This is a genomic window from Gimesia sp. (genome assembly GCF_040219335.1).
Classification (GTDB): Bacteria; Planctomycetota; Planctomycetia; order Planctomycetales; family Planctomycetaceae; genus Gimesia.
In genome coordinates this window covers 373,427-395,412 of sequence record NZ_JAVJSQ010000019.1, presented here as the reverse complement: position 1 = coordinate 395,412, position 21,986 = coordinate 373,427, and the positions used below count along the sequence as shown (strand labels likewise).

The following is a 21,986-nucleotide window of genomic DNA, read 5'->3' as shown; positions in this document are numbered from 1 at the left end:
CAATGATATGTGGATTCTTCAATATGATCCGAGTTCTGAATTTTCCCCTTTCCGAACAGTAGACCGGTCGTTTTACCGTTGCTAACCTTGCCCTTCAGGTTACGGGACCGTCAAAGTTTTCGCCGGCCCCACATCTTAACATCCTATAGGGAAGGACTAGGAAAAGGGATTATGACTATAAGACCATTATGGAGAGTCGTGTTTGCAAGTCTAATGTGCCTGCTGTTGATTCAGCCGGCTTTTTCTGAGGAGAAAGAAAAGAAAGAGGGAGAGCATGACTGGTTGATCAAACATCCTACCATTCAGCGACTGCTCGAACTTCACAACCAGGAACGTGCCCGTAACGGTATGCCTGCCCTGACACTGAATACCAAAATGTGCCTGCAAGCTCAGGAACATGCCACCTGGATGGCTGATACCGGATACTATCAGCACAGCAACCTTCCCTGGCCGGAAATCATCTTCCAGGGACCGACCTCAGCAGCAGCTGCCGTCAATGGCTGGATTGCATCGCCTGCACATCATTCGATCATGCTGACCGGATCGCAGGTGGGTTTCGGATATATGATCCGCAATGGACAACACTACTGGGTGGGAGTTTTCAAATAGGATTCACCCCCTGATCCCGTTTCCGGGATGACAAGTTGAATTTTCACTGAATCAGGCTGATTTTGGTTGATGGTAAGTCTAAACGCAACTTGCCTTTAAAACCAGAATCAGCCTTGTTCTATTTGACAGAGTCTGCCACAATCTACTACAAATAGCTCGCAGAACCTGTTTCGCAGTGATCTGAACCCCGATTGAATCCACCCGAGATTTTCCCGACGATCCAATGGAGTAATTGAAGGAATATCCATGTACTACTCATCCACGCTGAATCGATTGCTTTTGACTATTTTACTCAGCTTCTTCCTGACGGGTTGCCCCGGACCTGCTCCCGAAACCCCAGAAGAAGCTGTGAAATCAGAGCCTCTGCTCGAGCCATTCGATGCCCCGTCACTGGCGGAACTGGATGAAAAAGTAGAATGGGAAGATCAGCCGGTGCTGGACAGTCTCGAGCTGATGCGTGAGCGACAGAGTAAGGAAAAACCTCTGGTCTCAGTAGAAGAAGCTCTGAAACTGAAAAATGACACCCAGGAAAACAATGAAAAGATTCTGAGGGCCCTGGGACGCCTGCCCGAAAATGACGAACAGGTTGACTGGGGAGCGACCATCAATCGCCACGTGGGCGCAGACATGAAAAGCACCAACCCCATCATGGGCAGCTCTGCGGTTGAATTCGAAGTGGGCTCCTTAACCGGGTTTGGCCTGTTTAGTTTCGACTGGAACTTTCGCCCCTTTGCTGTAGCTGACACTGTCGTCTCCTGGCAGACCAGTAAAGATAAAAAGTACGACAAAGTCGTCATGCGGGACGACCTGACCTGGTCAGACGGCGAACCGATTACCGCGCACGACATCGTCTTTTCCTTCAAGACAATCATGAATCCGGATGTGCCGGTGCCTGCCGTTCGTTCGGGGACTGACCAGATCCGCTGGATCGAAGCTTACGACGATCAGACATTGGTCTTCTTTCACAAAGAAGCACTGCCGACCAACGTCTGGAATCTGAACTTCCCGATTATTCCGAAACATATCTATTCCAAAGAACTGGATAGCGATCCCACGCTGCAGGACAGCGAATACCACGTCAAATACGAGAACAGCCCGGTCACTGGCGGTCCTTACGAATACGAAAAACGGGTTCGCGGCCAGGAGATCCTGCTCAAACGCCGGGAAGGCTGGTACATGCAGGATGGCAAACAGGTTCGCAGTCGGCCTTACTTCGAACGGGTTCGCCTGCGAATTATTGAAGACCCCAATACGGCACTGCTCGCTCTGAAGAATGGCGAAATCGACGAAATGGCTCTGAATCCCGAACTCTGGAAAACCCAGACGGATGGGAAAGATTTCTATGATGTCTGCACCAAAGCCAGTGGACTGGAATGGGTCTACTTCTATTTTGGCTGGAACTGCGAAACACTGTTCTTCCAAGATAAGAAAGTCCGAACCGCGATGTCCTATGCGTTCAATCATCAGGAAATGCTGGATGAACTCTGCTACGGACTCTATCAGCCCTGTACCGGTATTTTTCATGAAACGGCCTGGATGTCGCCCAAGCCGATGACGAAACCGTTCCACCAGGACCTGAAGAAGGCAGAACAATTACTGGATGAAGCTGGCTGGATCGACCATGACGGCGACGGAATCCGCGATAAAGAATTCGACGGAAAAACGATTCCGTTCCGCTTCAGTATTATGACGGCCAACCGACCGCTGTCACTTTCCATCTGTACGCTCCTCAAGGAGAACCTCGACCAGATCGGGATTATCTGCGAGGTCAAAGCGACGGAATTCACTGTGATGCAGGATAAAGCCCGCAAACATCAGTTCCAGGCCATGTTTGGCGGCTGGGGAACCGGCACCGACCCTGATACCGGCATGAACCTCTGGAAAACAGGAGAAGGCCGTAACTACGGACAGTATTCTAATCCGAAAGTCGACAAACTGTTCGAAGAGGGGCGTCGGGAATTTGATAAGGACAAGCGTGCAAAAATCTATGGAGAAATCCATAAGATTCTCTACGAAGATCAGCCTTACACCTGGCTCTACTACCGCAACTCCTTCTACGGCTTCAATAAAGACCTGAGAGGCTATGTCTTCAGCCCCCGTGGTCCTTATGGGTACGGTCCCGGTTTCGGCAGTCTCTGGAAACCGGTCGAGAAATAGTCATCGTACGCTGCTCTGATTCGATTCATCACGGGCTGAAGATCTACTCAGCCTGTGGCGGAACGAATGCTACTGTTTTTGTTGATTCTGATAATGGATTGATTCAATAGCATGTTCAGTTACCTCGTGCGAAGGCTCCTCATCGGGTTAGTCACACTCACGCTGATTACATTTATCATCTTCGGTCTGATTCGTAACATGCCGGGAACGCCGCTCTCAACTGCCATGGCGATGATCGACCCTGGCAAGGAATTGAGTGAGGCAGACCGTGAGCGAATGGAAAAAGCCTACGGGCTGGATAAGCCCTGGCCGCAGGCGTATGTCTTGTGGGTGAGTAATGTCTGCCGTCTCGATCTGGGGCGTTCCATTTCCCGCAAGCAGCCTGTGACCCGTCTCATCAGCGAACGGATCGGGCCGACACTGATTCTCTCGGTAAGTTCACTGCTGTTAACCTATCTGCTGGCCATTCCGATGGGCCTGTATTCCTCGGCGCGTCAGGGTTATCTTGACGAACGAAGCATCGGCACGATTCTGTACATGCTGTATTCGTTCCCCAGTTTCGTAGCGGCTCTGTTCCTGCAGATCTATCTGGCCAATAAACTGGGCTGGCTGCCTCTGTATGGCATGAAGAGCGATAACTACAGCTCGATGTCGACGATCCAGCAGGTCTGGGATATCTTCCTGCACGCCATCATGCCGATTATCTGCTACACCTATGGTAGCCTGGCGTATTACAGCCGGTTCATTCGGGCGAATATGCACGAAGTGCTGAGACAGGACTACATCCGCACGGCTCGAGCCAAGGGCCTGGGGCCCGTGAATGTTCTCGTCAGACATGCTTTCCGTAATACATTTATTCCGCTGGTGACTCTCATTGGACTGACACTTCCCTCGCTGCTGGGAGGCTCAGTAATTATCGAGCGGATCTTCAGCTGGCCCGGCATGGGACAGCTTTATTTTGAATCCATTCTGGAACGGGATTACCCGACAATCATGGGTTTGACACTGATGTTTTCGATCCTGACTCTGGCAGGACAACTTATGGCCGACATCTTCTACGCGATGGCTGACCCCCGGGTCAAAATCTCTGATCACTGATGCGGCTTCTGTACTCAACCATGGTTTATATCTGAAACTGATTTCTCTTAAAGTCATTACTCATCATGCAACAGAAATCTGACACTGACCAGAATAATGTCACCGCACCGAAGAAGGTCAAAAAGTCACCCAGTTTCTGGGCTGAGACCTGGCAGCGTTTCAAGCATCGCAAAATGGCGATGATCGCTCTGATCTACATCGGCTTTCTCTGCATGGTGGCTGTCTTTGCGCCTGCGATTGCCGGGACCAAACCAATCATCTGTAAATACAAAGGTCACATTTACTTTCCCGCGATGGGCTATTTCCGCCGCGAATGGGAAAACCCGATCTTCTACAAAGACCGCTTTCGCAACCGCTACCCTGAAAACCTGAAAGCGAAAGATCCTGACAGCTGGGCGATCTGGCCACTGGTCTATCAGGATCCTTATCGCCGCGTGTATGACGACGAATGGAAGGGAATGCCGGGAAATCCAACCCAGGACAACGGAAAACCCAGTTTGCGTAACTGGTTTGGTACCGACCAACGGGGTGTGGATGTCTTCGCGCAGATGGTACACGGAACCACAATCGCTTTGTCGGTGGGGTTCGTCTCGATGGGTATTGCGGGAGTCATAGGAATCATTGTCGGCGCACTGGCTGGTTTTTATGGAAAAGGCATCGACATGGTGCTCAGCCGGGTCATCGAGGTTGTGATGTGCATTCCGACATTGATCCTGATTCTGGCGATCATTGCTATCATCGATGCGCCCACTATCTGGCATATGATGGCCATTATTGGCTGTACCGGCTGGACTGGTATCGCCCGTCTGGCACGCGCTGAATTCATGAAGCTGCGAGAAAGCGATTTCGTTCTGGCCGCGAAGACCACCGGGGTTGGACAGTTTCGCATCATCTTTCGCTACATTCTGCCCAACTCGCTGGCACCGGTTCTGGTTCCCATCACCTTTGGAATTGCCGCCGCCATTTTGATTGAAAGCGGATTGAGCTTCCTGGGCTTCGGAGCACCTCCCCCAAATCCCAGCTGGGGAACACTGCTGAATATGGGGCGGCAGAACCTGCAGATGTGGTGGTTAATCTTCTTCCCGGGGATGGCGATCTTTATGGCCGTGCTGGCATATAACCTGATCGGCGAAGGATTGCAGGAAGCTTCAGATCCCCGACTGCGGGATGCCTGAACGTGGGAGAATCGTCGGGAACACACTACTTCGGAACGGTGGACCCCTCTTTCTGTTCCAGCAATGCTGATTCGAGTGTCGTCAGCTTCTGGTCGATCTCCGCTGACTGCTCCGGTTCCAGGGGATGATTTCCGTAGCGGACCTGGTAATAGAGTCGGGAGATTTCTTCCGGATATTCGCTGAGTTGCGCCTGAGTCAGTTCCTGCTTCAGGTCTACTTTCACGTGATGAGAGAATTCCTGCTGAGTCTCTGTCTGTTTACGAATCAAGCCTTTACTGGCCAGCAGTTTCTGGAACCGTTCGTAAAATGCAATCTGGGCAGAACGCATTTTACTTTCCTGGTCCTGGTTCCTGGCCAGTAATTTACGGATCAGACGAATCATGACCTGGCAGAACCATTTCAGAGCAAAGAACAGACCGGCGATAATGAATACGGCGGCCGCACCTTCCCAGCTGAACCAGCGACGGGGGGAGGAGAGGAACTTCTTGACGGACTGAAACATACTGACGGTCGTCGTCCGGATATCGAGCAGACGGTTTCCGATTTTCTTACCAGCCCGAAGCAGGGGGTCGTAGAAGGTCGCTTTCTGCCGTTGAAAAGAGACTCCAATCACATAATCAGACCAGAACTGGCTGAAGAACTTCGACATCCCCTTCCAGCTTCCCAGGGAGGGCGCACTTTGGGCAACCATCTCTGCCCGTTCCAGGCTGGGAGTGGCGTCCATGGTGATCCATTTCCCGTCCAGAAACGCTTCGACCCACGAATGGGCGTAACGCTGTTGCACCTCAAACTGGTTTGAGAGATAACTGGAATCTCCCCCTTTGAAACCACTGATTACTCGCGTGGGAATATCAATCGCACGTAGCATCAGTGCCAGTGTTGATGCGTAATATTCACAATGTCCTGATTTGCGATTAAACAGGAAGTCTTCCACGGGATCGATTTCCGGATCCACGATCGACATGTTGAGTGTATAGCTGAATTCTCCGGAATCGCGTAAATGGGATTCCAGAAACTTTGCCTTAGCCAGATTCGTCTTCAGCTCGGGATGATCGGCGATCAGTTTTTTTGTGTACTGAATCAGCCGCCTTAAATCTTTGCGGGGCAAGTTCAGGTAGACCTCTTCATTATCGAGCTGGTTCATCAGGATGTTCTGATCCAGATCCTTGGCGGTGAAGACATTGTATTTGGTATTCCCATCCACCTCAGGGGGGTGGGTCTGACGGATCTCCAGCGTATCAAGATTCAATGTATTTTCGGTTTTACTGAGCATGTCCATGCCCACGATCGGTTGCAGTACGAACAGAACATTGGTCCCGATCGACTCCATTACCATTTCCTGCCGGTAAAGGTCTTTGATTTCCAGTTCCTGCGAATTCAGTAACCGCCAGTTGGAGTGACGGCGCAGCCGACTCCAGCTGCCGTTGTCGTAGGTCGAAAGAACCGCACCGCGAAACAGCGGCTCGTCCATACCCAGAATTCTGACGAATTCCATAACGGGAATCGGCTCCTCGGTCTGGTTGTCGTAAACCGTCAGTTCCAGTACCCGCTCAGAGCTTTCCAGGATTTCTCCCATTTCACCGAGCTGTACTTTCTCAGCGAATCCCACCAGTGGACGCTTTTCGGCTTCGAGAGTCTCATTGTTAAAGAAGGAACGATTGACCCACAGTCGCGGAATCAACAGGAAGAAACACATGGAAATGATCAGTGCACTGATGGAGCAGCCTATGGACGACCAGATAAATTCTGCCGTGATCCATTTACGTGTCTGATCTGACTGAATGCCGTCCTGTACGTGACTTTGCCGGTGAAACGGGGAGGTCGTACTCGTAGCGACCGCGGTACGCGGCAGGGGAGTCGGTGCCTGCTGACTGGAAAAGGTTTTATCAGTGCGATAAATCGAGAAGACGGTGAGCGTCCAGAAAGCAAGAAACAGATAGACGACCAGCAGAATTCCATAGTAACCGGATTCGGTCAACACCGCCCCGACGGCGATCTGCAGAAATCCCAGTGCAAACAGCCACCAGTACTGGGTGTCCCCTTTTTTCTGCAGCAGGATGATCCAGGTCAGGTAGACCAGGAAATGCGCCCCCGCCAGCAGACGGCCTTCGATATCAGAAAAGAATTCGCCACACACCAGCAAAAACGCCAGGAGCCCCAGAATGTTCGCCCAGAGCGGACTCATGCTGAATTTGTTCCAGCGATCAGTAAAAAACAGGGTGATTAACCCAAGAGGAATTGTGAACAGCTGTGGAAACAGGCCCCCTTCGGCCAGCATAAACATGAAGCTGGACAACGCGATGAGGCAGTAGACACTGATCTGAAAAATGAGAGTTAAATTCACCAGTAATTCTTCTCTATCTGAAATGGCGGAACATTATTGCAACCAACCCATCAATTCGTTAACTGCTTTCCAAAATCAACCAGCGGGAAAGAATCTCGGGGTCAGCCTCGAGCAGTCTCCATTGACCACTGAGTTCGTTCCCCGGCTCTTCAAAGCAGGTCTGCAGACGTTCCCGTTTGGGGACGTCCTGTTCGTTGCGTGTCGTAATCAGCACAGTGCGGGAGCGAGGTGTGCTGGCTTCAGCCACCAGTCTGGGGAACTCTTTTTTGACGGTCGATTTTCCCGGTTGCACCGTCGCCAGGAAGTCCAGCAGATATTCCAGCCCTTGCGAACCGATGCCGACTTCCAGCGTTTCCAGGGTTTTCCCTTGCGATACCAGAGTCAGTTTCGTGTCGCGGCTGTAGCGTAAATGTTCGCGGCATAAGGTGCCGATGAAACTGATCGCCCACTCCATGCGTTCGGACTGCTGCTCACTCGGATACGCGGGCAACCACAGATCAAAGCCGATAATCAGGTCGTAATTGCGGTTCTGGTGGTATTCCTGAACCATCAACTCACCCAGGCGCGCGGAACTTCTCCAGTGAATAGCACGCTGGCTGTCGCCGGTTCGATATTCACGGATATGATTGAATTCGTCATCGAACACACCTTTTCGACTGCGGCTCTGCTGGGCGACTTCCGCAATCGAGAAAAAATCGTCCGCCCATTGTGAACTCAGACGACCAATCTGCGGATGGACAATCAACTCACTGAATTCGGAAAAGACCGCCCCCCGCTTGACGAGCCCGAGCGGATAGCGGGTGGATACCTGTAGAGGGCCAAATTCATAAATTCCCCGACGCATGAGTTTGGCAGAATAATGTGCAGATACCTGCTGCCGAGGACCGACTCTGCGAAATACAACCGATGGGCTTAACTGATCATCTCCATTGATGACTTCGTCTGTCACTTCCATCAGATGTGCTGCGAGTATCTTTTTATTGTTTTCCAGTATGATTTCTGCGGTGAAAGTTTCCCCGACCATGACCCGCTGGGGAATCAAGCGTTTGAGCTGAATCTGTTTCAGCATGCTGTAGGTGATCCAGCCGTTCAAGACGAATGGCCCGGTCATCATCGCGAAGACCAGCATCAGCATATTTTCCCGGGAGAGCACGGAGCCCACAAACAGGACTGTCATCATCAACAGATAGACGATCCCATCCCGGGGCAGGGAGACCCGATTTCGTCCGATCCGTTTGATCTGATATTTCTGCAGGCCTGGAAAAAAGACCATCAGGATCTGGTAGATACTCCACAGACAGAGGGCCACCGAGACCACGCGGAGCAGCAGAGGCAGATTATGGTGGAACTGCCCCAGGGTCAGGGGAGCGTCATAGGTGTACTTGAAGATGATGCCCGCAAGCAGCATCAGAAACAGCCAGGGCCCCACTTGCGACCGTTTTTGCCATACATGCTGAAAAAAATGCTTCATAAAATACCAGTTGCTATTTTGGGGTCGGTTTGTCTTGCTACCGTGTCCTGGTGAATCCGGGAACAGTCTCCATTCTATCAGCCAGAATTCAAAGTTCTATGCAAGTGAAGCGGGGCGTTCTAAGCGTTCTCAAAATGTATCGATGGTCTGTACTCTATTTTAAGGCGTGCATTCCCGCTGCCTGACGTTTGTAATTCAACCAGGCAAATGCTCGGGGTTCCTTCTTTAGAAACTTGATTAATTGTGAAGAGGTGCAGCCCAGGAACTGACTGGCTTCCCTGGGATCAAACTGGAAGTGCGTCAGAACATCAAGGGACTCTGCCAGCAAAGCCGGGAATTCATCATGTTCGGAATTGACTTTCACAGTCCCGTTAAGAATCCGGCGTTGCCAGAGTTTGGATGGGGCCTCTCCTAAGTGCTTTAACCGGCACTCAATCGCCAGATTGATGCGGAGTCGGAAGAGGGCGACCGAGCGGTTCCGCCCCTGTTGCCGCTTCTCCGAAGCTTCGGCGGTGACTCCCGTGGGCACATGCTTGATTACCACTCCGGTTTCAACCTTGTTGCGATGCTGGCCTCCCGGACCGGAGCGTCGCACATTTTGAATCTGGCAATCTTTCAATAAGAGATCCTGATCCAACGAGGCGGGGTGGATCTCATCCGCCAGCAGTTCAGGGGAAGAAGATGTCATTCTGATAGGTCACTTTTCGAGTCAGGGGATGTCGAGAGTTTTCTCTGACCAGCTTCACAGATCGGTTGCAACCGATTATGATGCACGGTCTTATGATATATTATAGATGGGCCGGAAAAGAATTCTCTAGAATTTTTTGACAGAAACCACATCTTAGTCAAAAACGGAAAAACGCCATGAACTGGTCACAAGAAACATTCACGAGCAAATTAGTGTGGGGACTGGCATTCAGTCTGACAATCCTGTTCGTCACCGGCTGTGGAAATAAAACCGATTCCAACAGCAAAGCTGCCACAGAATTTGTACTGAAACTCGGAGGGAAAGTGGTACCAGTCCATAGCGATCTCCCCATTGAGACAGCCGCCGATATCCCCGAATCGGGTTTTGCCGTTCGGGAAATCGATCTGACGAATGCCAAGCTGAAGAATATCGACTTACAGAAACTGTCAGATCTGCCTTATCTGGAAACATTGAACCTGCACGGCACCAACCTCACGGACAAGGGACTCGTATTGATTCAGGATCTCCCCCGGCTGAAATCACTGGAGCTATCTTACACACGCGTAAGCGATGATGAAGTCAGCAAACTGACCCGTTTTCCCAAGCTGAAGAAACTCTTCCTCTACGGAACCGTGATTAAGCCCCAGACCATCGATGATCTCAAATCCAATCTGGGTGGCGCGACGGTTTATAAATAAGATCGTCCAGCTTACTTAAGTGGTTTCTGCCAGGGAACACTGCCGTATCGCTGAATTTCTGCACGTAAGAGTGTCGAAAGCTCATTGAACTTCTTGCGGTTCTTTTCTGCCAGATTCTCTTTCTCGAGGGGATCTGCTTTCAGATTGTAAAGTTCCAGCGGAGCGAAGGGACTGTTCTGCAGCAGTTTCCAGTCACCACTGCGAACGGCTTCGATGGTTTTTCCACCATAACGGTTGCCCCCTTCACGTCGACGGAAGAACCAGTGCTTTCGCAATGGTGTTTGTGCCTTACCCTCCAGTGTCGGCAGAATGCTGACCGAGTCCAAACCTGCAGGAACTTTGATGCCTGCGGCTTCACAGACGGTAGGAAACAGATCCATCGACATCGCCATGAAATCGGTTTCCACATTCGGTGAGATGTGACCTTTCCAGACAACGCCTGTGGGAACTTTCAGGCCCCCTTCATACATACTTTGTTTACCATCACGCAGATCGCCGTTATTCGCTCCCACGCTCAACTGGCCTCCGTTGTCGGAACTGAAGATGACCAGGGTATTCTCGCTTAATCCGGTTTCATCCAGGGTTTTCACCACCTCGCCGATACCCGCATCCAAGTGCTCGATTAGTGCCACCAGCTTAGCCCGGGCTGGGTCGATACCAGCTTCGCGCTGTTTGACTTTCTCGAGCCAGTCAGCCGGCGGTTGGATGGGAGTATGCGGGGCATTATAAGCCAGATACAGAAAGAAGGGTTGCTCCGTTTGTGCCTGTTGCTTGAGGAAATCACAGGTCCATTCTGTAAACAGATCTGTAGCGTGCCCTTCCGGATCCACCTGATTTTCATTAAATCGCATGTAATTCACATCGTGGCGTCGATGGTGATAATAATCGTCCATCATGTCGCCCAGGAAACCGCGAAAGAACTCAAACCCACGTTGATTCGGGACATTGGGCGCTTCCAGCCCCAGATGCCATTTACCCACAATCCCTGTGTGATAACCGGCCTCTTGAAAGACATCGGCCAGGGTAACAGCCGAGGGGACGAGATAACCCCAGCTGTTTTGCGAATGGGTTCGGATGACGCCGGGCACCCCCACCATGTCCTGGTAGCGCCCCGTGAGCAATGCTGCGCGGGTAGGGGAGCAGACCGGACAGTTGGCGTAGAAATTATTGAATTTCATGCCCCGTTTCAGCAGCGCATCGATGTGAGGGGATTTGAGATCTGTAGCACCATAGCTGCTGAGATCGCCATATCCCAGATCGTCTACCAGGATAACCAGCACATTGGGACGTGCCTGACTCTTTTCAGCCTGAAGGGAATGGTTTCCAATAATCAGAACCAGAAAAACCGGAAACAGATGGCGGAGCAGGTTGAGCACGTTCATGGTTGAGCTTTCTCTCTGATCGTAGACACTATTCAGGGCGTAAACATCTTCAGTTTTCGTATCGGTTCCATAACTTTTCAAACTCGGATTCAAAACGAAACAGCAACGCTGGATCGCTGGTGATGATAAAATTCTCTTCGTTTTTTTCAGACGCACTTCGGGTCCAGTTGTAGCTGCCGGTCAGTACGTATTTCGAATCAAAGAGTGCAAACTTATGATGCATATGATACTGGCTGCGGTCAATGCGAACCGGAATCCCGGCACGCGAGAGACGGTCAATATCAGAACCGGGATCAAAGGATTTATCATCATCGGAGACAATACGCACCGAGACACTGCGGCGGTGCGCTTCCTGGATCGCCTCGGAAACACGGTCATCGGTAATCGTGAAGACACAGATATCGATCTGACGATTTGCTGAGCCAATCATTCTGCAGATGCGATGGGCACATTCATCGTGTGGACTGAACCAGGCTTCCGACTTCATGGCAGAGTCATCACTGGCCGGCCGCGAAAGGATCTTCATCACGTCTTCCAGCCAACCGAGGCATTTTTCACGCATGCCGGGGACCGGCTGCTGATCTTTGAAGATCTGAAACGCCTCAGCACGGATGAGAGCCAGATGGTGGTCTGAGAGGTTCAAATGATCAATAATCTGATTCAAAGCGGAACGTTCACTGCGGGACATCTGAAAATCTTCAAAGGTCTGCAACAGCATCTTTCGAATTTGTGAACGATCCATGATGGTCTCTTACCGGGGGCAGGCTACAATGAAGACAGGCAGTGCAAGCTTTGCGCACTCAGTATTTTATAGTAGCGTTTCCCCAGGGATTGGAAAAGACACTCTCATGAAAGTTCTCATTTCAGGAAGTTCCGGACTGGTCGGTTCGGCGTTATGTCAACGACTCGAAGCAGAACCCGACTGTGAAATCGTCCTCCTGGTCCGCAAGCAGTCACCCGATACACAACAGACATCGGTCGTGTGGAATCCTGCAGAGGGCCAACTGGAGCCCCAGGCATTTGACGGCGTTGACGCGGTGATTCATCTGGGGGGCGTCAATATTGCCGGTAAGCGTTGGTCGCCGGAAGTGAAACAGAAAATCTTCAACAGCCGCTTTCAATCGACTTCGCTTCTGGCCAGTCAGCTGGCGTCACTGGAGCAGAAACCGTCCGTCTTTCTCTGCGCCTCTGCAGTTGGCTTCTACGGAGATCGTGGTGAGGAACGACTCGATGAGTCCAGTCCTCGGGGTGAAGGGTTTCTGGCTGATGTCTGTCACGCATGGGAGCAGGCCACCCAACCGGCCCAGGATGCGGGCATCCGTGTCGTCAACATGCGATTCGGCATGATTCTCGACCGCAAGGGCGGGGCACTGGGACAGATGCTGACGCCTTTCAAAATGGGTGTTGGAGGCAGACTCGGCTCGGGAAAACAATACTGGAGTTGGATCGCGCTGCCGGATGTGATCAATGCATTGCAGTTCTGCCTGAACCACAGCGAGCTGGCAGGACCGGTCAACTTTGTCGCCCCGGATGAAGTTACCAATCTGGAATTCACCAAGACCCTGGGGAAGGTGCTGTCACGTCCGACCTGTCTGCCCGTCCCCGCGTGGGGCGTCAAAACCGCGTTTGGCGAGATGGGACAGGAACTGATGCTGACCAGTGCCCGGGTGGTCCCGAAAAAGCTGACAGAAGCGGGCTTTCAGTTCCAGTATCCGCAACTGGAAGATGCATTCCGCAGCGTTCTGTAGTTCAGATTACTGCAGGATGGGAAGCGAAGCGCCGGTCTGATGCTGGTATTCGCGGGTAATGATATTCCCGATCAGCGTCGTGGGGGTCACGTCGATCACCTCGACATCAGCCAGCGAACCAGCCAGTCGAGGATTTCCATCGAAGACCACAATCCGGTCACACTTGGAACGTCCCATCAACTGTTCCGCCAGCGATTCTTTGGATACGTTATCACTGGCCTTGAGGGCGGACTTACTTGGACCTTCGACAAGCACTTCAACCTGTTTGCCAATGAATTCCGCGTTGTCTTCTTCGCTGATTTCGTTTTGCAGGTCAAGCATTTCGTTATTACGGCGTTTTTTGACATCCTCGGGAATGTCGTCAGCAAATCGCTCGGCCGCCTTGGTGCCGGGACGCTCACTGTACTTGAAGATGAAGCTGTTTTTAAAACGGAACTCGCGAATTGATTCCAGGCTCTTCTGGTGTGATTCTTCGGTTTCGCCCGGATGACCTACGATGAAGTCGCTGGAGACCGAGCAGCCGGGCAGAATCTCGTTGATGCGTTGCATCATGTCCCGGTAATCTTCGACCGTGTATCCCCGCTTCATGTGCTTGAGAACTTCGTCGCAGCCATGCTGCAGCGGGACATGCAGGTAGCGGGTTGCCTTGGGCAGGTCCCGGATTGCTTCCAGCAGGTCGTTGGTCATGTCTTTGGGGTAACTGGTAACGAATTTGATACGATCAATGCCTGCGACATCGTGGATCAGGTAGAGCAGGTCAGACAGGCGGAAGAGTTTTCCGTCCTGCGTATGCTTGTAGCTGTTGACGGTCTGTCCCAGCAGTGTGACCTCTTTGACTCCCTGATCGGCGAGTACTTTGACTTCGGACAGAATTTCGCGTGGCGAACGGCTCTGTTCGGGACCGCGCGTCGAGGGGACTACACAGTAGGAACAGAACTTATCGCAGCCGATCATAATGCGGACGAATGCCTGGTAAGGCGAAGGTCGCATCTCCGGATCACGCAGCGGATCGTAACTCTGGAAACTGTTGGTGATCTCATCCCGCTTGCCGTCTTTTCGTCCCAGTCCGACAGCCAGTTCCCGGCTGCGTTTATTCTGACTGTGATTCACGCGTGCCTTGTCGATGAGGTCGGCGACCTGTGCCAGTTGTCCGGTGCCCACTACGAAATCGACCTGGGGGGCTTTCTGGAAGATCAGCTTCTGGTCTTTCTGAGCCATACAGCCCATCACGCCGATCACTTTTTTCGGGTTCTTACGGGCACCGTAGCGGAGCCGCCCTAGAGAACTGTAAATCTTATGCTCTGCATGTTCGCGGACACTGCAGGTGTTGAACAGAACGGTCTCAGCTTCTTTGACGTTCTGGGTCAGTTCATATCCCCGCTTTCGCAGATCGGCTACCACGAGCTCGCTGTCCAGCATATTCATCTGACAGCCGACGGTTTCGATGTAGAGCTTATGGTTGTGGTCTGTCACCACCTCATCCGGAGCGGAATTCGTTTGGACTGCTGGTGGAACTTCCTGCGTGATTTCTTCTGATTGAGACATGAACTGTAATACTTATTCAATTGAGAAAAAGGCCAATCCAGACAGCCTCGAAGTTCCCACGAAAATCAGGGCAGAAACAGAGCAGATGAGTCTCAGGCTGCTGAAGCGTTCTGGTCCGCGGGAGACAGCTCTGAGTGCTGGTCGGATGTCTGACCCTGGGATTTCTTCCCTTTGGGGGCGAGTTCCTGCGTATACTCGATTGCCAGTTGCTGGACGACGACTTTTTTATGGTGAGACATCAGCGAGGCAAGCGATTTCAACGCTAACAGTGATGCAACGACATACAAAAACAGATTCCAGACATCCATGTCAATCCTCCTTGAGATCCATGGTGGCGTTTGCAGCGAATTATCAGTGACGACCCGGCGGTGTACTCCTTTAAACGCTTCGTATATCTATTGATACGAAGATCGTTCAGGTATTTTTGGCAACACCTGTTAATAATTCAATATCAGTTTGCCCAGTTTCATGAAACCTACGCAAAAGAATCATAAAAACCAAGCATTTATGGCAAATCAGCCCTGAATTCCTGCCTGAAACAGACCCGCCTCAGGCAGGGCAGGTTCGGAATTACTCACGGACGCGTTCCACATAGGAACCGGTGGCGGTATCAACTTTGATTTTTTCACCCACGTTAATGAAAGCAGGGACGTTTACCGTAGCACCTGTCTCAACAATCGCTGGCTTGGTAACGTTGGTTGCGGTGTTACCTTTTGCAGCAGGTTCGGTATAAGTGACTTCCACGATTACCTGCTGTGGGGGATCCATGCCGATCAGCTGATCGTTCCAGAACAGCAGACTGCAGATGGCTCCATCCAGAAGGTAATCAGCGGCGTTACCACAGACGGCTTCATCAATGGCGTATTGTTCATATGTGTCGTTGTCCATGAAGTGCAGACCGTTGGCATCTTTATAAAGAAACTGACCGTCTCCCTTGCGAATATCAGCCTGTTCCAGGCTTTCACCACCACTCTTATAAGTGCGGTCGAGAATGGTGCCCTTCAGCAGATTACGCAATCTGGTGCGATACAGGGCCTGTCCTTTACCCGGCTTGACGAAATTGACCTCGATCATTTCGTATGGATCACCTTCGACAATAACTTTAATACCCTTGCGAAAATCGCCTGTGCTGATTTGTGGCATTACTTGATTTCTCTGACAATGATGGAGTGGTAAAAAATACGTTTGAGTTTTATTTCCAAGGGCGAGAGAATAACATATCTTTCAGCCGTTGCAAACGGAGAGCAGGCGAATTGTAAGGCAATTCTTGTCCCCCTGGCATCCCTCTACAGCCCCTCGTTAGCGAACGGGAATGATCCCTTACCATTACTTCGGTAGGCAGGGCATGGATTTTCGTTTAAACCACTGGAAATACTGGCGTTAATGTCTTCTACACTCCCGGAAACCACCTGGCAGCAATCACTGGCGCAGTCCATTCGCGATCCACGTGAATTACTGGCGCGTCTGGATCTGCCAGAGGCGCTGTTACCTGCTGCGGAAAAAAGTGCCCTTTTGTTCCCATTGATGGTTCCCCCCAGTTTTCTGGCACGGATGGAACCGGGAAATCTCCAGGATCCTTTGTTGCGACAGGTGCTTCCGCATCTGAACGAACAGGAACAGGTCCCTGGCTTCAGTCTCGACGCGGTTGGCGATTTACAGGTCAGGTCGACTCCCGGTCTGCTGCAGAAATATCAGGGTCGGGCATTGCTCATCGCCAGTGGGGCCTGTGCGATACACTGTCGTTATTGTTTCCGCAGACACTACCCTTATGGAGAGGAGCCACGGACCCTCGCGGAATGGGAGTCGGTCTGGCAGGCCCTGGAGCAGGACAAATCCCTGCATGAGGTCATTCTCAGTGGCGGTGATCCGCTGATGTTGACCGACGCCCGCTTGCGCGTGTTTTGTGAACGGATTGCTGCGATACCGCACGTCAAACGATTGCGAATTCATAGCCGTCTCCCTGTTGTGTTGCCGGATCGTATCCATCCGGGGCTGATCGAGATCCTGGAACAGGTCAAATCTGCCGGGACCACTGTGTGGATGGTGATCCATGCCAATCATCCCCGGGAGATTTCAGGTGACGTTGAACAGGCGATTCAGCAACTGATGCAATCTGGTATCCCAGTTCTGAATCAGGCGGTGCTGCTCAAAGGGATCAATGATGATGTGGATACGCTGGAAGCCTTGTGCGAGAAGCTGATCAATCTGGGAGTGCTGCCTTATTACTTACATCAACTGGATCGCGTCAGCGGTGTGGCCCACTTTGAAGTCCCGGAAGAACAGGGCAGGGCGCTGATTCGCGAACTGCGTACCCGTCTGCCAGGCTACGCGGTCCCGCAGTATGTGCGCGAGATGAGTGGAGAGCCGCACAAAACTCCGCTGACAGATTAAGTATTCGCGGCGTTTGCAAGATTCTGAAATAACGCATCAAAGCGTGCCCCGCGCTCCTGGAAATTGGCAAACCACCCATAACTGGCACAGCCCGGCGAGAGCAGAATCACATCGCCGGGAGTAGACCGCTGCCAGGCCCAGTCAAATGCGTTCTCAAATGAATCCTGTGGTTCTGAAATCACTGACGTTGATGACGACTGTGTCTCAGACCGCAGTCCGGAGATGAGCCCTGCAAGTTTGACTCCGGTATCTCCCATCAGGGCCGTCGCTTTCGTTCGCGCGAGCAGTTCCCGGGAAAACGGGGTCAGGTCGACCTGTTTATCATAGCCCCCCGCCAGGGCAACGATCTTTCCCGACTCAAAGGCTTCCAGTGCGCAGATAGCCGACTCGGGTGTGGTCGCCAGTGAGTCATTATAAAACCGCCGACCGGCATGTTCCCCGATAAACTGCAGGCGATGTGGCAGGCCCTGAAAGCGTTCCAGTCCCCGTTGGATTATTGCTGGATCCAGGTCAATACAGAGTCCTACTGTGACGGCAGCGGCAGCATTCAAACGATTATGCCAGCCTGGAACTGGAATCAGTGGCTGAAATATTCCCTCGAACTGGTCAACTTGAAACCCCTGGTCCTGCACCAGTACATCGGGGTTCAGAGCTGTATCACTGCCAAACGTAAACACGTTTCCCGGATAGTCCCAGTTTCTCAGGTCAGGATCATCGCCGTTGACGATGGTTGTTTCTTCCGCTGTCTGCCAGCGTGAGATGGTCTGTTTCGCGTGCCGATAATGCTCGAGGGACTGATGCCAGTCGAGATGATTCGCGCTGAAGTTGGTCACCACCGCCAGTTGGGGACTCACCTGTAAACGATCCAGGCCGTGTAACTGGAAGCTGCTCAATTCCAGGATGACCCAGTCTGTCGGTTGAATCTGTTCAACCTGCGGCAACAGGCTGACGCCAATATTGCCACCCAGCCAGCACGTGCTGCCGGACTCGGAAATGACGGAATGAATCATCGCGGTCGTGGTCGACTTTCCATTGCTGCCCGTGACCCCGACTATCGGGGCAGGATTCAACTGCCAGAACAGTTCGATTTCGCTGGTCACGGGAATCTGTTCCCGCTCCGCCTGAGCGAGCAGAGGATGCTGCGGGGGAATCGCGGGATTCAGCACCAGCAAATCCGTGGCTGGTAATTCCAGGGTTTTCTCGGCGAGGATATAACGAATCCCTTGAATGTCCGCTAACTGCTGTAGTGACTCCTCCAGCTCACTCGCGCTCAGTTTATCGAGGACGGTGATCTGTGCTCCTCGTTCTGCCAGAAATCGAGTGACGGCGATGCCTCCCCCGAACCGTCCCAACCCCAGAACGGTAACCCGTCGGTCCTGCAGGCTTTGGTTCTGAATGTGAAAGGGGATCAGGGACATGTGCGCGGTTTCATCTGTTAAGTTGCTGACAGACGATGGTCTGTCGTGTCGGCATTCGCTGGATATTCAAAGTGACCTTGTATCAGTAGGTTTGCATATTTCATAAATCCGCGGTAGGCTGATTTCGAAACAAAATTTACCAAAGGCTCCTGATTAAGAGGACAGGCCTATGTTACTCGCCGCCGAATCGAACTCCTGGCTCGGGCTCCATACTGCAGACTGGATTGTACTGGGTATCTATTTCGTCGTCATTCTCGCCATTGGCCTGTGGTCGGTGAAAAAAGTAAAAGATATGGCCGACTTCTTCATGGGGGGCCGCCGGTTCGGCAAAGTCTTCATGATGTTCTTCGCCTTCGGGTCGGGAACCAGCAGTGAGCAGGCCATCAGTGTGGTTGCGGGTACCTGGCGGGCTGGACTCGCGGGGATCTGGTGGCAGTTTCTCTGGCTCTGGGCAACGCCTTTCTACTGGATCGTCGCTCCGATTATGCGCCGTATGCGGGCCCTGACGACCGCCGACTTCTTCGAAACCCGCTTTAATGGCCCCACCGCGGTGCTGTATTCCTTTTACGGTATCGCCATCTCGATCACCTTTATTGCGGGGGGGCTGTTTGGTACCGGAAAAATGGTGGATGCCTTGACGGGAAATGAATTGGACCGCATCGCGGTCGAAGCGAACTTCATGGTACCGGCAGCGGAATGGAATACGGAAACCAAGTCGTTTCAGATAACCGAACGACGTCTGCAGGGGTATGAATACGCGATTCTGGCAGTCACTGTCATGTTCGTAATCTATGGGATGGCCGGTGGTCTGGGAGCAGCGATTATCACTGACTTTATCCAGGGGATTCTGACGATCATCTTTTCGTTTCTCCTGCTGCCATTCGTGTTCTACGAAATAGGCGGATTCGGTGAACTAAACCAGAATGCCGACCTTAAAAAAGGAATGCTGGACTTAACCGTCAGTCCGGAACTGGCTGCCACGATGGGCGAACCGATTACCCCCTTCTATGTGTTTATGCTGTCCGTCACCGCACTGGCCGGGATCGTAATCCAGCCCCATATTATGGGCGTCTGTGGTGCAGGGAAGACAGAATACGAAGGCCGTTTCGGCTTCACGGTGGGGAACTTCCTCAAACGGTTCTGCACAGTCGCCTGGACGTTCACCGGACTGGCCTGCATCGTCTGGTACATGGGTGACAACAGTCCGTTGAAAGACTCACCCGATCCGGCAGATCAGGCGGTTTACCAGTCACTCGTGATGCGTGCCAGTCCCGAATACAACGCGCTTTCCCCTGAGGAAAAAGAAAAAGTCGACAGTGCAGACCGTGATTTCGCAGATAAACTGTTCGGGATGGCTGCCCACGATATCCTGCCACGAATCGCGCCGGGATTAATTGGTCTGCTGCTGGCCTCACTATTGGCGGCGGTGATGAGTACCAGTGATGCCCAGATGATTATTTCCAGTGGCCTGTTTACTGAGAACATTTACCGCAAATGTATTGTGAAGAATAAGTCGCAGCGGCATTATCTCTGGGTCGGTCGTATTGCCGGCCTGGTGATCGTGATTCTTGCTCTAATTCTCCAGACCACATTTACCGACATCATTCATGCGCTGAAAATCATCGTCAAAACGCCGGCCTGTATTGGAATCAGCCTCTGGATCGGCATTGTCTGGCGCCGCTGGAATGTAACTTCCGTCTGGGTTTCGACTCTGACCGGCATTCTGGTCTGGATCGGCGTCGCTTTCCATGCAGACGTACTCTATAACTCCGGAATTCTGCCTGAGGATATGTTTAAATCTCCCACTGAAATGCGGGATGTCTGGCAGATGTTCTTCTTCATGAGCCTGGCGATCCTGAGTGGGGTGCTTGTCAGCTTTATTACTCCGCGTCAGCCACAGGAAAAACTGGATCATTTCTACAAGCTGATGCATACCCCGGTGAAACTGGATGAGCAAATCGATGCGCCCTGTACGCTGCCGGCGGAACCAGAGCCGATGGGACAAAAGATGTTCCCGAATTCCAAAGACATCGAAATCCCCAAACCTACATTCCAGGATCTGGGAGGCTTCATTCTGGCCTGGTGTGGTGTGGCTGCGATTATCTTCCTGACCAATCTGCTATCCAAATTAGCCTGACCCTGCGGTCGTGTACTCCTCAAGAGTACACGGACTTCATGTTGACAAGTATCTGAGTTCGTAAGTGCGCAAAAAAACAGCCAGAAACAAAAACGTTTCTGGCTGTTCGAAATTGTGATGAAGCTGTTTCAGCTCTATTTAGTCGCGGTAAGTCACAACAACTTTACCACGATGAGATTCAACGACCACTTTATATTTCCCGTAGTCAAAAATCTTCTTGCGTCCATCTTTTCTGCAACGAACGCACTCGCAGGCACATTCGGGAGCACAGATTTCGACCGCAACACAGCCTGGCTCACAACAGCTTTTCTTGGGAGCACAGGGATCGACAATGGTGACAATCTTCGGATTTGAGCAGGGAGCGATATTCCTGGTTTTTCTGTATTTGACACAGTCAAACATGGGAATCGCAGGGGAAGCAACGTGGTGTTCGTAAGGTTGAGGGGTCAACTCGGGCATTGGTTCAGGCAGAACAGCAGGAGGTGCCGGAGGCGGAGCTGTTGTCTGACTCAGCAGGAATCCCTGACCGAAGTTAAGGGAAGGGCCCTGAGCCTGAGCTGTTGTAAGGGTGAGGGCAATCATGCCCAACGTGTAACAAACAATCTTGTTCATCTCTCATTTACTCCTTTTGCTACCAGGGTGAACTCCATGATGGCAGCTGATTGATAAAATCAATGTTGTGTGTCCCCAACAACGCGCCTGTGTTTATTCTCCAGAAGTCAATGACAGGCTATTGAATAGTCAGGAAACGAATTATTTTTCGGTTGTCCACCACTCAAGTATAACTTCCGCAAGAGGGATGTCTCGACTTTTTCAACCTTGTGTGTGAAAAACCGGTACCAGTTACGCACCTGATAATGGTCACAAATAATAAGTGGAGTTTGAGTTGACAAGGGCCGTCCGGCATATTTCTGCGCAAACAACCAAACACACCCGCTTATCCTGATCGGAATATTTTTACAACTAAGGATGGTTTCAGTCGGGCAATCCCAGGTCGGGAAGCGTGGCCTGCTGCATTAGACACATGGTTTCCTTGATAAACTGATTGTGAAGCGACTTCTGGTCCATTCAGACCTGTAAAACCAATTTCATAAACTGGGCAAGCTGGAGTTGCATCTCCTGCGA

Annotated in this window: 18 protein-coding genes; 8 read left to right on the top strand and 10 right to left on the bottom strand. The window is 51.8% G+C overall.

Going from position 1 to position 21,986, the window contains the following annotated elements; genetic code table 11:
* The first annotated feature begins 198 nt into the window (after positions 1 to 198).
* From RID21_RS16695 to RID21_RS16680, 4 genes are all read left to right on the top strand, one after another.
* Positions 199 to 609, top strand: coding sequence for a CAP domain-containing protein (locus tag RID21_RS16695; protein WP_197997150.1), 411 nt, complete (start codon positions 199 to 201; stop codon positions 607 to 609).
* Between the two features lie 246 nt (positions 610 to 855).
* Complete coding sequence (locus RID21_RS16690) at positions 856 to 2,766, top strand: peptide-binding protein (RefSeq protein WP_350190745.1); 1,911 nt, start codon at positions 856 to 858, stop codon at positions 2,764 to 2,766.
* 111 nt (positions 2,767 to 2,877) lie between these two features.
* Positions 2,878 to 3,864: an ABC transporter permease gene (locus RID21_RS16685; RefSeq protein WP_350190743.1), complete on the top strand. Its 987-nt coding sequence runs from the start codon at positions 2,878 to 2,880 to the stop codon at positions 3,862 to 3,864.
* A 65-nt stretch (positions 3,865 to 3,929) separates the two neighbouring features.
* Positions 3,930 to 5,039 (top strand): ABC transporter permease, encoded by a 1,110-nt coding sequence (locus tag RID21_RS16680; RefSeq protein WP_145041226.1) that lies wholly within the window; start codon positions 3,930 to 3,932, stop codon positions 5,037 to 5,039.
* 25 nt (positions 5,040 to 5,064) lie between these two features.
* On the opposite strand, the gene RID21_RS16675 is transcribed toward RID21_RS16680, so the two are convergent.
* The 3 genes from RID21_RS16675 to RID21_RS16665 all read right to left on the bottom strand — a co-directional run bounded on the left by RID21_RS16675 (position 5,065) and on the right by RID21_RS16665 (position 9,542).
* Positions 5,065 to 7,383: a transglutaminase TgpA family protein gene (locus tag RID21_RS16675; RefSeq protein ID WP_350190741.1), complete on the bottom strand. Its 2,319-nt coding sequence runs from the start codon at positions 7,381 to 7,383 to the stop codon at positions 5,065 to 5,067.
* A 58-nt stretch (positions 7,384 to 7,441) separates the two neighbouring features.
* Positions 7,442 to 8,854 (bottom strand): DUF58 domain-containing protein, encoded by a 1,413-nt coding sequence (locus RID21_RS16670; protein WP_350190739.1) that lies wholly within the window; start codon positions 8,852 to 8,854, stop codon positions 7,442 to 7,444.
* A 154-nt stretch (positions 8,855 to 9,008) separates the two neighbouring features.
* A complete protein-coding gene (locus RID21_RS16665) occupies positions 9,009 to 9,542 on the bottom strand; it encodes a peptide chain release factor family protein (protein WP_350190737.1) in 534 nt (177 codons plus the stop codon).
* Between the two features lie 176 nt (positions 9,543 to 9,718).
* Between RID21_RS16665 and RID21_RS16660 the strand changes: the two genes are divergently transcribed.
* Positions 9,719 to 10,240, top strand: coding sequence for a leucine-rich repeat domain-containing protein (locus RID21_RS16660; RefSeq protein ID WP_350190735.1), 522 nt, complete (start codon positions 9,719 to 9,721; stop codon positions 10,238 to 10,240).
* An 11-nt stretch (positions 10,241 to 10,251) separates the two neighbouring features.
* Here the strand turns inward: RID21_RS16660 and RID21_RS16655 are convergent, their stop codons facing one another.
* The gene (locus tag RID21_RS16655; RefSeq protein WP_350190733.1) at positions 10,252 to 11,622 is read right to left on the bottom strand and encodes a sulfatase family protein; all 1,371 of its coding nucleotides are present in this window, start codon (positions 11,620 to 11,622) and stop codon (positions 10,252 to 10,254) included.
* 49 nt (positions 11,623 to 11,671) lie between these two features.
* The gene (locus tag RID21_RS16650) at positions 11,672 to 12,364 is read right to left on the bottom strand and encodes a phospholipase D-like domain-containing protein (RefSeq protein ID WP_350190731.1); all 693 of its coding nucleotides are present in this window, start codon (positions 12,362 to 12,364) and stop codon (positions 11,672 to 11,674) included.
* Between the two features lie 106 nt (positions 12,365 to 12,470).
* Here RID21_RS16650 and RID21_RS16645 point away from each other — a divergent pair, with 106 nt between their 5' ends.
* Positions 12,471 to 13,370 carry a TIGR01777 family oxidoreductase gene (locus RID21_RS16645; protein ID WP_350190729.1) on the top strand — a complete coding sequence of 300 codons (900 nt, stop codon included), beginning with the start codon at positions 12,471 to 12,473 and terminating at the stop codon, positions 13,368 to 13,370.
* 6 nt (positions 13,371 to 13,376) lie between these two features.
* Here the strand turns inward: RID21_RS16645 and miaB are convergent, their stop codons facing one another.
* The 3 genes from miaB to efp all read right to left on the bottom strand — a co-directional run bounded on the left by miaB (position 13,377) and on the right by efp (position 16,058).
* Entirely contained in the window at positions 13,377 to 14,915 is a 1,539-nt protein-coding gene (gene miaB, locus RID21_RS16640; RefSeq protein ID WP_350190727.1) for a tRNA (N6-isopentenyl adenosine(37)-C2)-methylthiotransferase MiaB, read from the bottom strand.
* A gap of 92 nt (positions 14,916 to 15,007) precedes the next feature.
* A complete protein-coding gene (locus RID21_RS16635) occupies positions 15,008 to 15,223 on the bottom strand; it encodes a hypothetical protein (RefSeq protein WP_145041213.1) in 216 nt (71 codons plus the stop codon).
* A gap of 262 nt (positions 15,224 to 15,485) precedes the next feature.
* Positions 15,486 to 16,058, bottom strand: a complete 573-nt coding sequence (gene efp, locus RID21_RS16630) for an elongation factor P (protein ID WP_350190725.1) — start codon at positions 16,056 to 16,058, stop codon at positions 15,486 to 15,488.
* Between the two features lie 240 nt (positions 16,059 to 16,298).
* Between efp and epmB the strand changes: the two genes are divergently transcribed.
* Positions 16,299 to 17,306, top strand: coding sequence for an EF-P beta-lysylation protein EpmB (gene epmB / locus RID21_RS16625; RefSeq protein ID WP_350190723.1), 1,008 nt, complete (start codon positions 16,299 to 16,301; stop codon positions 17,304 to 17,306).
* On the opposite strand, the gene murD is transcribed toward epmB, so the two are convergent.
* The gene (murD, locus tag RID21_RS16620) at positions 17,303 to 18,724 is read right to left on the bottom strand and encodes a UDP-N-acetylmuramoyl-L-alanine--D-glutamate ligase (protein WP_350190721.1); all 1,422 of its coding nucleotides are present in this window, start codon (positions 18,722 to 18,724) and stop codon (positions 17,303 to 17,305) included. The two genes, epmB and murD, sit on opposite strands and share 4 nt — an antisense overlap.
* Positions 18,725 to 18,893: 169 nt before the next feature.
* Between murD and RID21_RS16615 the strand changes: the two genes are divergently transcribed.
* Positions 18,894 to 20,861 (top strand): sodium:solute symporter family protein, encoded by a 1,968-nt coding sequence (locus RID21_RS16615; RefSeq protein WP_350190719.1) that lies wholly within the window; start codon positions 18,894 to 18,896, stop codon positions 20,859 to 20,861.
* Between the two features lie 138 nt (positions 20,862 to 20,999).
* Here the strand turns inward: RID21_RS16615 and RID21_RS16610 are convergent, their stop codons facing one another.
* Positions 21,000 to 21,473, bottom strand: coding sequence for a hypothetical protein (locus RID21_RS16610; protein WP_350190717.1), 474 nt, complete (start codon positions 21,471 to 21,473; stop codon positions 21,000 to 21,002).
* Between the last annotated feature and the right edge of the window lie 513 nt (positions 21,474 to 21,986).

Excerpts from the sequence above, each read along its gene's own strand:
- RID21_RS16690 (WP_350190745.1), top strand. The coding sequence starts at position 856 with ATGTACTACTCATCCACGCTGAATCGATTGCTTTTGACTATTTTACTC.
- RID21_RS16685 (WP_350190743.1), top strand. The coding sequence starts at position 2,878 with ATGTTCAGTTACCTCGTGCGAAGGCTCCTCATCGGGTTAGTCACACTC.
- RID21_RS16680 (WP_145041226.1), top strand. The coding sequence starts at position 3,930 with ATGCAACAGAAATCTGACACTGACCAGAATAATGTCACCGCACCGAAG.
- RID21_RS16670 (WP_350190739.1), bottom strand. The coding sequence starts at position 8,854 with ATGAAGCATTTTTTTCAGCATGTATGGCAAAAACGGTCGCAAGTGGGG.
- RID21_RS16665 (WP_350190737.1), bottom strand. The coding sequence starts at position 9,542 with ATGACATCTTCTTCCCCTGAACTGCTGGCGGATGAGATCCACCCCGCC.
- RID21_RS16660 (WP_350190735.1), top strand. The coding sequence starts at position 9,719 with ATGAACTGGTCACAAGAAACATTCACGAGCAAATTAGTGTGGGGACTG.
- RID21_RS16655 (WP_350190733.1), bottom strand. The coding sequence starts at position 11,622 with ATGAACGTGCTCAACCTGCTCCGCCATCTGTTTCCGGTTTTTCTGGTT.
- RID21_RS16650 (WP_350190731.1), bottom strand. The coding sequence starts at position 12,364 with ATGGATCGTTCACAAATTCGAAAGATGCTGTTGCAGACCTTTGAAGAT.
- RID21_RS16645 (WP_350190729.1), top strand. The coding sequence starts at position 12,471 with ATGAAAGTTCTCATTTCAGGAAGTTCCGGACTGGTCGGTTCGGCGTTA.
- miaB (WP_350190727.1), bottom strand. The coding sequence starts at position 14,915 with ATGTCTCAATCAGAAGAAATCACGCAGGAAGTTCCACCAGCAGTCCAA.
- RID21_RS16635 (WP_145041213.1), bottom strand. The coding sequence starts at position 15,223 with ATGGATGTCTGGAATCTGTTTTTGTATGTCGTTGCATCACTGTTAGCG.
- efp (WP_350190725.1), bottom strand. The coding sequence starts at position 16,058 with ATGCCACAAATCAGCACAGGCGATTTTCGCAAGGGTATTAAAGTTATT.
- epmB (WP_350190723.1), top strand. The coding sequence starts at position 16,299 with ATGTCTTCTACACTCCCGGAAACCACCTGGCAGCAATCACTGGCGCAG.
- murD (WP_350190721.1), bottom strand. The coding sequence starts at position 18,724 with ATGTCCCTGATCCCCTTTCACATTCAGAACCAAAGCCTGCAGGACCGA.
- RID21_RS16615 (WP_350190719.1), top strand. The coding sequence starts at position 18,894 with ATGTTACTCGCCGCCGAATCGAACTCCTGGCTCGGGCTCCATACTGCA.
- RID21_RS16610 (WP_350190717.1), bottom strand. The coding sequence starts at position 21,473 with ATGAACAAGATTGTTTGTTACACGTTGGGCATGATTGCCCTCACCCTT.